The sequence below is a fragment of the Pedobacter sp. ASV28 genome, from assembly GCF_016428855.1.
In the GTDB taxonomy this organism is placed as follows: Bacteria; Bacteroidota; Bacteroidia; order Sphingobacteriales; family Sphingobacteriaceae; genus Pedobacter.
Window position 1 is genome coordinate 28,933 of the sequence record NZ_JAELTN010000012.1, and the last position, 13,122, is coordinate 42,054.

The window sequence follows — 13,122 nt, forward strand, 5'->3', positions numbered from 1 at the left end:
GGCAGAAGGATGAAAGAATTATTAGCTCAGGTCAATACAGAGCTGGCTGGTTTGAATATCGTAGATAAACTCGAATATCTGGCCCGAAAATATAAAGGTAAAATTGTGTTTTCTACCAGCTTTGGTTGGGAAGACCAAGTGGTTGCGCACCTGATATTCGCCAATAAAATTCCGATTAAGGTATTTACCCTGGAAACAGGAAGGTTATTTCCAGAAACCTACTATGTTTGGAACAGGACACAAGAAATATACAAACAGCCCATTTATGCCTATTTCCCTAAAAGTGAGCTCTTGCAGGATATGGTAACGGCAAAAGGCCCGAATAGTTTTTACGAATCGGTAGAGAACAGGAAAGAATGCTGTTATATACGTAAGATAGAACCCCTAAAAAGAGCTTTGGAAGGAAATGAACTGTGGATTACGGGCATTAGGGCAGAGCAGAGTGTTAACCGTGAAGATATGCATGACCTGGAATGGGATGAAGACAATCAGCTGATCAAATTCCATCCCCTATTTCATTGGACACTGGCCGAAGTCAAACAATATATTAAAGACAACAATATTGTGTACAATACTTTACATGATAAGGGGTTTCCGAGTATTGGTTGTGCACCTTGTACGCGTGCGGTTAGAGAAGGTGAAGATTTTAGGGCTGGCCGTTGGTGGTGGGAAGACCAAAGCAAGAAGGAATGTGGTTTGCATGCTAGTTAGGGATTAGCTATGGTTGAAAAGTTCGAAGGTTGAAAGTTTTACTGCCATTCTAAATTACTTTTTCTTCCCTTTTGTTGCCAAAGGGGAAATACCAGCACAGCCCCAACCAGAATAAACCCGATTGACAGCGATAGGTTTTGAAGCTGAAAGCAAAAAGCCTAAAGCAAAAAGCGGGACTAAAGAGACCGAAGGGCGATTAGCATTGCTTTTCAAAAAAATGAAGGCTTATATCCTTAATAACAACGACACAAACAAAAAATGAGTAATAAATATAATTTTGATTATCTAGATGAACTTGAAGCCGAAGCGATCCATATTTTACGTGAAGTAGCTGGGCAGTTCGAGAAACCAGCATTGCTGTTTTCTGGAGGCAAGGATTCGATAACCTTGGTGAGGTTGGCCGAAAAAGCATTTAGGCCTGGAAAATTCCCTTTTCCATTGGTGCATATCGACACAGGCCATAATTTCGAAGAGACCATTGACTATAGGGACAGGATGATAGCCAGATTGGGCGAAAAACTGATTGTGGGTTCTGTACAACAATCTATAGACGAAGGCAAAGTGGTAGAACAGACCGGTAAAAATGCAAGCCGTAATGCTTTGCAAACAATAACCCTGCTTGATACGATTGAGCAATATCAATTTGATGCTTGTATTGGTGGTGCCCGTAGGGATGAGGAAAAAGCAAGGGCAAAAGAGCGTATTTTTTCGGTAAGGGATGAGTTTGGACAGTGGGACCCAAAACGCCAACGTCCAGAACTGTGGAATATCTATAACGGAAAAATTCACAAAGGCGAGAATGTGCGTGTATTTCCTATTAGTAATTGGACAGAACTAGATGTTTGGAATTATATTAGGCGTGAAAATATCGAATTGCCGAGCATTTATTTTGCCCACGATCGTGATGTGATTACGCGTAACGGACAGTTGATGGCGGCTTCTCCGTTTTTAAATATGGATGACGAAGATGTTGTGGTCAACAAGAAGGTGCGTTTCCGTACCGTGGGAGATATGTCCTGTACAGCCGCGGTAGAATCTAATGCAGATCTTATTGATGATATCATTGCAGAGATCAGTCAGTCTAAGATTTCTGAACGTGGAGCCCGCATGGACGACAAGGTTTCGGAAGCGGCTATGGAAGACCGGAAAAAGGGAGGATATTTTTAATCTAGTGGGTTAGTTGTTTTGTTTTGTTGGGATCGATGCCCCTGCAAACTACCAAGCAGCCAGCCACCTAAACAACCAAAAAATGAACATATTAAAATTTTTTACAGCGGGCAGTGTAGATGATGGGAAGAGTACCTTGATTGGCCGTTTGCTATATGATACCGACTCTATTTTGGCCGACCAACTGGAGGCCATACAAAACTCAAATCGTAAAAATGACGATGGTACTATAGATTTGGCCATTTTAACGGATGGTTTAAGGGCAGAACGTGAACAGGGAATTACCATAGATGTGGCCTATAAATACTTTCAGACCGATAAACGGAAATTTATTATTGCCGATACACCTGGACATATTCAATACACCAGAAATATGGTGACAGGCGCTTCAACAGCTAACCTGGCCATTATCTTGATCGACGCCCGTAATGGCGTAGTGGAACAAACCATTCGCCATTCTTATTTGGTATCGTTGTTGGGCATTAAACATATTGTTGTGGCCGTTAACAAAATGGATATGGTGGATTATAGCGAAACGGTATTCGAAGCCATTAAGACAAAATATGAAAATCTGGCTGGTGAACTTAAGTTGAACGATGTAACCTACATTCCGGTAAGTGCCTTAAAAGGAGACCATATTGTAAATCGTTCCGAACGCATGAACTGGTACCAGGGCGAAAGCTTACTGCATTTTTTAGAACAGGTAGATACCGGTACGCAAGAAAATTCGCCCTTGGCCCGTATGCCAGTACAATGGGTAATCAGGCCGCAAACAGATGAACTGCATGATTATAGAGGCTATGCTGGTCGTGTAGTGAGTGGTACTTTTAAAGTGAACGACAAGATTACTGTTTTGCCATCGGGGGCAAGCTCTACAATCAGTAAAATCGAATTTTTTGATAAAGAGTTAGAGGTGGCTTCTTCCGGTCAATCGGTAACAATACATTTGGCTACTGATGTTGATATCAGCAGGGGAGATACGATTGTAAATTCATCGGCTTTGCCGCAAGAAAGCAAATTGATCGAAGCTGATTTATGTTGGATGGATACCAAGGCATTGGATACTTCAATTACTTATTTGTTGCAGCATAATAGCAAAGTAACCAAGGTTAAAATAACGGATGTAGTATACAAAGTAGATATCAATACTTTGGAAAAACATGCAGCAGATGATTTTAGGTTAAATGATATTGGTAGGGTTGTATTAAAAACCGCTGAAGCTTTGGCCTTTGATTTATATGGAGAGAATAAGGCAAATGGATCGGCTATTTTGGTAGACAGCAGGACCAACCTTACCGTAGGGGCGGCCATGTTTAGAGCATTAGCTGATTAAGCCTAATGAAAATCAGGGTTTTGTAGCCTGGTAAAACAACCTTATTTGGCATAAAAATCTTAAAACTTCCCAATCCTGTCTACTACAGATAGGATTGGGTTTTATAGGGCTATTTGGCTTTAGGAATGCTTCTTTCTGGTTCATAATGCAATCCGGGGGATAGCCAATAGAGTAGGATCATTCTGGAATACCTATAGTTGAAAGGTGAACAAACTACGGTGGTTACAAATAACAAACCTACATAATACCAAAGGTTATCGTACTCTAGGGATAATCCAAAAATATAGGCCGCAACACTGGCCGTAATCATCTCGGCAACGTTCATGGCATAACTCACAAACATGGCTACATAAAAATACCCAGGTTCACGTTCAAATTTCAGACCACAGTGCGGACAATGCTCATTCATCTTCTGAATTTTTAGGCCATAGGTTTTTCCTATGAAAACTTCGCCAACCCTACACCTTGGACATTTGGCATTAGAAAAGCCATGCCATTGGGAAATATAATTCGGATGTTCTTTATGTGCTTTCATCTGTATGTAATTGTTGTGATGTATATAATTTTCTAAATTTATCGGGAGTAGTGCCCTCATACTTCTTAAAAAACTTGACAAAGTATGATTGATCCTCAAAATTAAGCTTTTCAGCTATTTCAGCTACCCTTAAGTCTAAGTTGATCAATAGACGTTTGGCCTCTAAAATAACCCTATCCCTAATTAGTTTTCCGGCGGGTATACCCAAACAGTCATTGCAAAGTGCATTCAGATGGTTTGGGGTAATATATAATAAGGCTGCATATTGTTTTGGCAACCTTAAATTGGCATAATTCTCTTCGATGAGATTTTGAAAATTTTTAAGGAGCGTATAATTGTATGGATTTAGGGACTGCTGCTGTAGGGCATTGGCAGCACGACCTACCTCCGTAAAAAGCCTCAACAGCAAAATTCTGACCAAGTCATCGTTAATGGTTGTTTCATTTTGCCCCTCTCTTAGAATATCCTCGAAAATAAGGGTGATTTTTTCGGCAGTAGGTTCGTCAAGTACCAGTACTTGGTTCTCTGGTTTGCCATTAAAAAAACTAAAATGACTAAGATAATCCTGTTTTAATAAGAAGGAGCTAAAGTAATTGACCGCAAAGTTAATGATATAGCCATCAGGATCACTTTCGAAATTCCAGCTATGTACTTGGCCGGGTATCATAAAATAGATAAGTCCTGGTTTAACGTCAAAATTTTTAAAATCAATTTGTTGTTTGCCATTTCCCTTGGTGAAAAATACCAAGTGGTAAAAGCTATGTCGGTGGGCCTGGTGTAGGTGCTGGTGTTGGCTGGCATAATAACCAAACCTGCTTACCAAGATCCCATCTTCTTTGTAGGCCTTGAAATTTTGTATGTCGTAAACAGGAATGTTAAACTTCATTATATACAAAATTAGGCAATACTTATAGATATAAGATGGTGTTTTCTGTTTATTAAATGGTACTATTTACTTATTTATATGATTTGTGTGTGTTTTTTTAAGGAAAAAATGGTGAAAAATACTTTTGGATAAATTGTTTTTTAAGTTATTGGCAATTAGTGTGTTCTCTATAAAATAGAGAATAATTCCTGAAAGGTTTAAAAATAATTAAAAAAAAAATAAATATTTTTCTTGTTTTTTAAAATAGAGATGTATCTTTACCTCGAGAGCGTTAATTTAGATGATGGGGGTAAGGTTTCGGCCTTATCTCCATTTCTTTTTTTATAGCAATAGCAAAGTACATATAAGTACAGTAATCCCATTAAAAATCCACCTAAAATATCGGTAAACCAATGCGCTCCCAGATAGATTCTGGAAATAGGTATGGACATGATCAAGAGATAGGAAATAATGGATAATATTCTTCTCCATAAGCGTGGTAGAGATGTCAATTCCCTCATCAGGAAAATAATAAAGCCAAAGAAAACTACATAAGACAAGGTGTGCCCGCTTGGAAAGCTGTTGAAACGGTAACTCTCTACCAATCTTACAAATTCGGTGGTAGGCCTGGGTCTATTGAATAAATTCTTAAGTAATAAGATAACCAACCCTGTTAAGCTAACAGAAGCTACAAACCAGGCTTCCCTCTTATATTTAAAAAGGTAGAAAAACAAAGCTATGGTCAGTACAGAAATTATAGAAAAAGGCAGTTCTCCAAAAATGCTCACCCATAACATAATATGATCCAATGTAGGGTTATGGTATTGTTGTATGTAATGCGATATGGAAATATCGAAATCATTGATGGGATGGCGATAGACCATAAAGGCCAGTAGGCTAAAAGAACATAAGAGCATACCTGCATAGGCAAAATTAAATTTCATTTCAGTTGATTAGGATACCAAAACAGCTAAGATAAGGATTTAGGTAAATGAAAAATAAGATAAGGGGGGGACTTGTTAAGAAATAGATGGCGCAACCATACCCTAAGCAATAAGATGATATTTAATATTGGGCAGTTATAATATAGGCATGGTGCGCTATGAATGTACCGTTTTTTATCATTCAGTATGCGCAAATTACCTTAACTTTGAATACGAAGTATAATAAATGACAAAAAGTAGTACACTAGATTTAAGTTTAAGAACCGTTAATGTAACCCGTTATGTTACGCCCTTGCGTGAAGGAGGTTCTATGCCCGCCATTGCAGAGGCTGACGATGGCTTTTTGTATGTGTTGAAATTTAGGGGAGCAGGACAAGGACATAAGGCGCTCATTTCTGAAATTATTGGAGGAGAAATGGCTAGGGCCATAGGTCTGAAGATGCCCGAATTGGTATTTGCCAATCTGGATGAAGCTTTTGGTCGTACCGAACCCGATGAGGAGATCCAAGATCTGCTTAAGGCCAGTGTAGGTTTAAACCTGGCACTACATTATTTGTCGGGCGCCATTACCTATGATCCAACCCTCACCAAAATAGATCCTATACTGGCATCAAAAATTGTTTGGTTAGATTGCTTGTTGACCAATATGGATCGGACAGCCAGAAATACGAATATGTTGTATTGGCATAAAGAGTTATGGCTTATAGACCATGGCGCCTCCTTGTATTTTCACCACGCCTGGCAAAATTGGGAAGAACAGGCCTTACGCCCTTTTGTGCTGGTAAAAGACCATGTACTATTGCCACAGGCCAGCGAGATTGACAAGGTAGATGAAGAATTAAGGGCCATACTCACGCCCGATTTAATTCGATCTATTTTAGCTATTGTACCAGATGCCTGGTTGGACGAGCCAATATTTGAGAACAGTAAGGCACAACGAGAAGCCTATGGCCTATTTTTGAATAAGCGAATTGAGCACTCTTCGATTTTTGTAAAGGAAGCACAGCATGCAAGAGAAACACTTATTTGAGTATGCCGTAATTCGAGTGATGCCCAGGGTAGAACGCGAAGAATTTATTAATGTAGGCGTGATTCTTTATTGTGCCAAACAAAAATACCTTAATGCGCTATTTCAGGTTGACACCAGTAAGCTTAAAGCGCTAAACTGTGAGCTGGAAAGTGAATGGATTGCCGCCAACCTCAATGCCATCCTGAATATTTGTAAGGGCGGTAGAGAAGCTGGTCCCATTGGTCTATTGGATATGCCCTCCCGTTTCCGTTGGCTAACGGCCACGCGAAGTACCGTGGTGCAGACTTCCAAGGTACACCCTGGATTTTGTATAAATGCGGGCGAAACTTTACACGATTTATTTGAAAAACTGGTTTTATAAGACCATAAGTTAAATAGAATTGCTAAAAAGAAGGATATAAAGAGATTTAGATCGCTGTGTTTTACAATTTAGAAGTCAAGAGGAATCTATACATAGTAGTTGTATGTATAGATTCTTCACCCTAAATTACGTAGGAAACTTTTTATGCCCTTCTTTTGATCTTGATAAGATACTGTGAGCTAAATGATAACTTTGTTGAGCTTTGTTAAGCTTCTTCGTTTAAAGAAGCCATATCGACTACAAATCGGTAGCGTACATCGCTTTTTAGCATGCGCTCATAAGCCTCGTTAATTTCCTGCATCTTGATCACCTCTATTTCTGAAACAATATTGTGTTCCCCACAGAAATCAAGTAGTTCCTGGGTCTCGGCAATACCGCCAATTACAGAGCCTGCCACAGATTTTCTGCCCATGATCATGGGTACGGAATTTAACATGGGATCAAGCGGTCCTAAATAACCCACCAATACCAGTGTGCCGTTAATGTTTAAGGTAGGAATATAGACATTTACATCGTGTACATAGGGTACGGTGTCAATAATCAGGTCGAATTGCCCTTTTACTTCAGACATCTGTATTTTATTGGTAGAGATGACGACTTGGTTTGCACCCAGTTCTAAAGCATCTTTTTCTTTTTCTGGTGATCTGGAGAAAAGAGTGACATCGGCACCTAGTCCCTTGGCCAATTTGATAGCCATGTGTCCGAGGCCGCCCAGTCCAATAACGGCTACTTTACTACCCCTGCCTACTTTCCAGTGTTTTAATGGTGACCAGGTAGTTACGCCAGCGCATAGCAATGGAGCAGCAGCTGCAAGATCGAGGTTTTTAGGTACGCGGAGCACAAAATGTTCATCTACCACTACTTTTTGGGAATAACCACCGAAAGTCTGTGTGCCCAGGTGTTTGTCTTTTCCATTGTAGGTACCTGTAAAACCTGGAATACAATATTGTTCTAAGTCTTGTTGGCAACTGGCACATACCCTGCATGAATCGACTAGGCAGCCTACAGCAGCCAGGTCACCTACCTTAAATTTGCTGACTTCACTGCCTACCTTGCTTACCCTGCCTACAATTTCGTGACCGGGAACGGCGGGATAAATGGAACCTCCCCAGTCATTACGGGCCGTATGAAGATCCGAATGGCAAACTCCGCAATACATAATGTCTATCTCTACATCTTTAGGCGTAGCTGTTCTGCGTTGGATGTTGAGTGGCTTTAAGGGTGCATCAGCAGCTATGGTGCCGTATGCTTTTACTAATGTTGTATTCATTTTTTTTATATGGATTTTATTTTTGGGTTTCTGCTTGTACTTTACTTAAACAAACCTTAGGGTTTAAAGTTCTGGAATGGTTCGCATAAGGCAATAAGGGTGTCGTTAAGTTATGGGGGCTTGCCTGTTGTTACCTTAGTTGGTATTAACCCATCTCTTTTGAAGCAAAAGAAGATTTGAACTAGGATATACTAAGGTTTACTGATTCCCAAGTTTTCATTTTTATATAGATCTGGATTTTTGATGATACTGGCAATGAAAGCAGCAATGCTCTTTCTGGAGATGGGCCTACCTTTTTCTGTTTCAACTTTATGGCTAAGCACATAATCTATCTCATTGGCGTCGGTAAACCAATCGGGTCGCAAAATGGTGTAGGTTAATCCCGAACTTTCTATGATGTCGGCCAACTTTCTGTAAGGTACCAAAACAGGTTTTAAAGGAGTTTCATAAATGCCAATGGAACTAATGGCAATTATTCGTTCTACCCCTGTTTCGATCATGGCTTTTGTAATGTTTTTGGTCATAGGCTCTAATTGGCCTGCAAGGTTTACATATACAATATCATGTCCTGTAACGGCTTCTTTTACGGTTTGGTAATGCATTACATCACCCTCTATAATATGATAATCTTGGATATAGGACAGTGGCAATCTTTTTTTGTGCCTTACCAATAAACTAAGCGTTACATCGGTTTGTTGTTGCAGCGCTTCGACGACCTTTATGGCCAAGCGTCCGCTGGCGCCAATAATGATTACTTTTTTCATGGATTGGGTAGGCTATGTTTAATATTCTTGTTCTTTTCTCCACTTCTTCTGGAGAACATTCTCCGGCAGTCTTTAGTTTTATGTGCTAAGATGAGCTTCATCAGCAACGTCTGTTTTAACGCCAAACTTGTTGGTCTTTATAATTTGGCGACGAAAGGGTATCGATACCAATGCAAAGTTCTGAACAATTTTATGATATATAGTTATACCGATTACGGTATTGTATACCCATTTTACTGATTCGGTATGCTTAAGCCTTATTTTTGAGCTGTATAAATTTTATAGAACGATGGATGATATACTACATTTTAGCAAATTCTTTCAATAACATATTTTTAAGTTAAGATGATCAATTGCTAAGCCTTAATGAAATATTTGATATACAATTAGGTTATGTTTTGATATATGGTAAGATTTGGGGCTATTTTTTATGGAAATGATACAACGAAATATAAGAGGGTATAAATTCTTTACCATTTAGTAGAAAAATAAAGAGTTAAATGTATATTTGGAACTGATTAAATGCATTTAATTAGCTCTTATGAATGATTTGGATAAAACCTATACCATTAATCTCAGTTTTGAAGAAATAAAACTTCCCCCATTTCAAGACATTCTTGTCCTTGCAAAAAATTCAGTCCAAGGTAAGATTGGTCTTTCCAAATCTTTCGAACTATTGGTTCCTAATGGTTTTGTAACTATTGATATTAACGAAGCGAATATAGAAACCGTTTTTGTAAATAAGCATATACTGACTAAGATTACAAAAGAAAAGGTTTTACATATATTAGAAGAAAACGTTTTTCCCTTCATTTCGGAAGGTGAACTGGTCAGTGTAGATTTTAAGGTAAATATATCAATAAAGAACATTGTAATAAAGGAAAACGCATAAGTTTATGAGGATTGCTTCTTTTGTGAGGTATGATTACGCAACCCTTGATGCTTATCAGAGTGTCCATTTGGCCAGAGAATCAGGTTGCCTAGATCGAGGAATAGTTGTGACGGAGAACAACGAGCCTATTGGTGTATTATCTTCAGAAGATTTGGTCAGAAAACGACATTTGATTGTGATCGACTGCTTGAGTGAAAAACCTAAAGCAGATATTTCTGATAAGATTGCAATGGTATTGCCCTTAATGGAAAAGAGTGGCCATACGGTGTTGCCCGTTTATGACAAAGAGGTTTTTGTGGGCATTGTTTCACAAAAAGATATGCTGCATCACCTTAGCACTAAAATGAAGCATCAACAAGTTATGCTGCAGTCGGTTGCCCATGATCTTAAAAACCCAATTGCTTCTATTAAGAAACTCGCAGAGTTGTTGCAAGACAACCTACAGCTTTCTGAAAATAAGGAGCTGGTGGCTTTTTTAAATAAGAGCTGTGATTTCGCTGGTAAAATCATTGAAGATATTCTATTTACCGAGCAATCAATAGAGGAGCCTCTTATTCTTAAAGAAGAATATTTTGACGATCTGATAGAAGAATGTGTAAGTAGTTTTTCCAAAGATTTGGAACAAAAGCAAATCGTATTGTCCAAAGAACTTGAGTTTCAGCAAATGATCAAGTTGGACCGTACCAAATTTAAAAGAGCGGTACATAACCTTTTGTCAAATAGTATAAAATTTACACCTAGAAAGGGTAAGATTAATCTATTAACCACCCTTTGGGATGATCAGTTGAAGTTTATAATTCAAGATTATGGCATAGGCATACCCAAAAAACTGCAGGGCCAAATCTTTGATAAATTTACACGTGCCAAGCGTACGGGTACAGATGGTGAACCCACTACTGGATTGGGAATGTACCTTACCAAACAGATTGTAGAGTTACATGGAGGGAGTATTAGTTTGGAAAGCGATGGCAAAACAGGGACTTCCTTCTGCATTTTCTTGAATTTGAATTAGATTTCTTTAGTAAATGGATCCAAAAGAGGCTTGTCAAAAGCACCTTCGGTATTTCCTTTCCCCCGGTAACACCGAAAGGCTCGTTTAGCCAAAACAGCATTTTCGTTCTTGAAAAAGAATATAAAATCTTAATGTTCCTTGTGCTTCCTGAATTCAGAAGGGGCTATTCCCATGTGTTTTTTGAATTGTCTGCTCAAGTGGCTTTCATCTGTAAAACCAAATTCGGCTGCAACTTGTGCAAGTGAATATTCACTGTAGATTAGTCTTTGCGAAATGAGATTCATTTTGTACTTGGTAATATAGCAATGTAAGCTATCGTTAGTCAGTTTTTTAAAGTATTCGCTAACATAATTTGGCGACAAATTGAATTGATCAGCAAGATTTTTTATACGTAGCTTTTCAGGACAATAAATGTGCTGATGAAGATACACCAGTATTTTATTGACTAAAGGTTCGGTAAACTTTGTATTTAATACCGTAATTTCCTTGCGGGATACATTACGGGATATAATGTTCAAGACAAGGGTAACCAGGTGCTGTAGGTTTTCATCATAATATGATTGTTTGTCATTATACTCGTTAATGATGTTCCCTATCAGTGAAGAAATCATCTGACAATCTGCATCACGTTTTATCATTACCTGCTCAAAATTATTATGATGGATAAAAATATTCTCGAGCTGTTTCAGTCGCTGTATTACTTTTTCTTTTTCTTCCTTGCTTTTATACTGCTCGAGAAATACCGTAGAGAAACGGATGGAGCAGAAACGTGTAGGTGTACTGCTTTCAAATCCACGACAATCTAGAGGAGTAAACAAAAATAAATTATCTTTTTTATAAGGGAATTTATGCTCGTTCACTATCCGTATTCCTTCTCCTTCTATGATCTGTACAATTTCAAAAAATTGGTAGATGAGTGGACGCTCGTTCCAATGTTCCATTTCTGAAACACATAATTCAAACTGTTGGTATAAGTGTTTTCTTTTCAAATAATTAAGTATTGCATTTAATCATTAGCTTATAAGCCACTTTATAACTTATTTTCTAGAGACCTGAAAAATCTTGAGGTTTATATACCTTCAAATTTACACAAATAACCTCTTATTGTACATGTTTTAATAGGGTATGTAAGTATAGTTTTGCATAAGAATAGATTTAAGAAAATGAAAAAAATACTTAGCCCACTTATAAACGAACAGATCAAACTTCATAACAGAATAGTTATGGCACCGATGAACAGACGCAGAGCCAGTAATGGCATACCCAGCGAATCCATGGTCACTTATTATAAACAACGATCTAGTGCTGGATTGATCATTACGGATAATTTAGCCATATCATCCAATGGAGGCGCCTATATGGATACACCAGGAATCTATAATGATGATCAAAAACGGGCTTGGAAAAAAATTGTAAAAGAGGTACATGGGAAAGGGGGAAAGATATTCGCCCAATTGGTTCATTCAGGGCGTATTGGCCACCCATCCATCCAAAACGGTGAGCCGTTGATTGCTCCCTCCGCAATAAGTGTAAATGAAACCATTCTTACTCCAGATCAAACTTACCAGCCCATGGCAAAACCTTTGGAAATTCCTATTGAGCAGATTCATATTTGGATAAATGCCTTTAAGGAAGCAGCACTTAATGCTGTGGAGGTCGGTTTTGATGGTGTTGAAATACATGCCGCCCATGGATTTTTAATTGATCAGTTTATCAATCCTCTTAGCAATATCCGAACAGACAAATACGGGGGAAGCATTGAAAATAGAAGCCGATTTTTGTTTGAAGTAATGCAGGAAGTTGTCGCTAAAGTTGGAAAAAACAAGGTAGGTATCAGACTTTCGCCTTTTCGTGAAATTTATGATTTGACCTCTTATGCTGAAGAGTTAGCCACACATGAATATATTCTTGAACAGCTGCAGAAGTTAGGTGTTTTATACATCCACTTTTCTAATGCAATTTCAAATGGAAAACCTTCAATTCCAATAAGTTTTATACATAACGCACGGCAATATTTTAAAAATATCATTATGATAGCTGGTGGCTTTACCGTACAAACTGCCGAAGAAATTTTGCAAGCTCAACATGTAGACTTAGTAGCTTTTGGTAAGCTTTATATATCTAATCCTGATCTTGTAGAGCGAATTGAACATAATGCCCCCTTGGCCAAATGGAACGAAGATACTTTTTATCACGGTAGTGAAGAGGGGTATATCGATTATCCCAGGGCTTTCTAAT

General features: G+C 38.4%; 14 protein-coding genes. 8 read left to right on the forward strand and 6 right to left on the reverse strand.

Annotated elements, in window-relative coordinates:
• Positions 1–9 precede the first annotated feature (9 nt).
• The 3 genes from JHD79_RS06125 (at position 10) to JHD79_RS06135 (ending at position 3,211) form a co-directional block, all read left to right on the forward strand.
• A complete protein-coding gene (locus JHD79_RS06125) occupies positions 10–711 on the forward strand; it encodes a phosphoadenylyl-sulfate reductase (protein WP_199118331.1) in 702 nt (233 codons plus the stop codon).
• 258 nt (positions 712–969) lie between these two features.
• On the forward strand, positions 970–1,878 hold the full coding sequence (gene cysD / locus JHD79_RS06130) for a sulfate adenylyltransferase subunit CysD (protein ID WP_199118332.1): 909 nt from the start codon (positions 970–972) through the stop codon (positions 1,876–1,878).
• Between the two features lie 82 nt (positions 1,879–1,960).
• The gene (locus JHD79_RS06135) at positions 1,961–3,211 is read left to right on the forward strand and encodes a sulfate adenylyltransferase subunit 1 (protein WP_199118333.1); all 1,251 of its coding nucleotides are present in this window, start codon (positions 1,961–1,963) and stop codon (positions 3,209–3,211) included.
• Between the two features lie 109 nt (positions 3,212–3,320).
• Here the strand turns inward: JHD79_RS06135 and JHD79_RS06140 are convergent, their stop codons facing one another.
• From JHD79_RS06140 to JHD79_RS06150, 3 genes are all read right to left on the reverse strand, one after another.
• The gene (locus tag JHD79_RS06140) at positions 3,321–3,746 is read right to left on the reverse strand and encodes a DUF983 domain-containing protein (RefSeq protein WP_199118334.1); all 426 of its coding nucleotides are present in this window, start codon (positions 3,744–3,746) and stop codon (positions 3,321–3,323) included.
• Entirely contained in the window at positions 3,733–4,632 is a 900-nt protein-coding gene (locus JHD79_RS06145) for a helix-turn-helix transcriptional regulator (protein ID WP_199118335.1), read from the reverse strand. The genes JHD79_RS06140 and JHD79_RS06145 overlap by 14 nt, the downstream gene beginning before the upstream one ends.
• A 257-nt stretch (positions 4,633–4,889) precedes the next feature.
• Positions 4,890–5,555 carry a phosphatase PAP2 family protein gene (locus JHD79_RS06150; protein WP_199118336.1) on the reverse strand — a complete coding sequence of 222 codons (666 nt, stop codon included), beginning with the start codon at positions 5,553–5,555 and terminating at the stop codon, positions 4,890–4,892.
• A 226-nt stretch (positions 5,556–5,781) separates the two neighbouring features.
• On the opposite strand from JHD79_RS06150, the gene JHD79_RS06155 reads away from it, so the two are divergent.
• Positions 5,782–6,585, forward strand: coding sequence for a HipA family kinase (locus tag JHD79_RS06155; protein WP_199118337.1), 804 nt, complete (start codon positions 5,782–5,784; stop codon positions 6,583–6,585).
• The gene (locus tag JHD79_RS06160; RefSeq protein WP_199118338.1) at positions 6,563–6,946 is read left to right on the forward strand and encodes a DUF3037 domain-containing protein; all 384 of its coding nucleotides are present in this window, start codon (positions 6,563–6,565) and stop codon (positions 6,944–6,946) included. The genes JHD79_RS06155 and JHD79_RS06160 overlap by 23 nt, the downstream gene beginning before the upstream one ends.
• A 205-nt stretch (positions 6,947–7,151) precedes the next feature.
• Here JHD79_RS06160 and JHD79_RS06165 read toward each other — a convergent pair whose 3' ends face one another.
• Positions 7,152–8,216, reverse strand: coding sequence for an NAD(P)-dependent alcohol dehydrogenase (locus tag JHD79_RS06165; RefSeq protein WP_199118339.1), 1,065 nt, complete (start codon positions 8,214–8,216; stop codon positions 7,152–7,154).
• Between the two features lie 191 nt (positions 8,217–8,407).
• On the reverse strand, positions 8,408–8,980 hold the full coding sequence (locus JHD79_RS06170; protein WP_199118340.1) for an NAD(P)H-binding protein: 573 nt from the start codon (positions 8,978–8,980) through the stop codon (positions 8,408–8,410).
• A gap of 541 nt (positions 8,981–9,521) precedes the next feature.
• Here JHD79_RS06170 and JHD79_RS06175 point away from each other — a divergent pair.
• Together JHD79_RS06175 and JHD79_RS06180 are read left to right on the forward strand one after the other, a co-directional pair.
• Complete coding sequence (locus tag JHD79_RS06175; protein ID WP_199118341.1) at positions 9,522–9,872, forward strand: hypothetical protein; 351 nt, start codon at positions 9,522–9,524, stop codon at positions 9,870–9,872.
• A 4-nt stretch (positions 9,873–9,876) separates the two neighbouring features.
• Complete coding sequence (locus JHD79_RS06180) at positions 9,877–10,884, forward strand: ATP-binding protein (protein ID WP_199118342.1); 1,008 nt, start codon at positions 9,877–9,879, stop codon at positions 10,882–10,884.
• A 128-nt stretch (positions 10,885–11,012) separates the two neighbouring features.
• Here JHD79_RS06180 and JHD79_RS06185 read toward each other — a convergent pair whose 3' ends face one another.
• Entirely contained in the window at positions 11,013–11,873 is an 861-nt protein-coding gene (locus JHD79_RS06185; RefSeq protein WP_199118343.1) for an AraC family transcriptional regulator, read from the reverse strand.
• A gap of 174 nt (positions 11,874–12,047) precedes the next feature.
• Between JHD79_RS06185 and JHD79_RS06190 the strand changes: the two genes are divergently transcribed.
• On the forward strand, positions 12,048–13,121 hold the full coding sequence (locus JHD79_RS06190) for an alkene reductase (protein WP_199118344.1): 1,074 nt from the start codon (positions 12,048–12,050) through the stop codon (positions 13,119–13,121).
• Position 13,122: the final 1 nt, after the last annotated feature.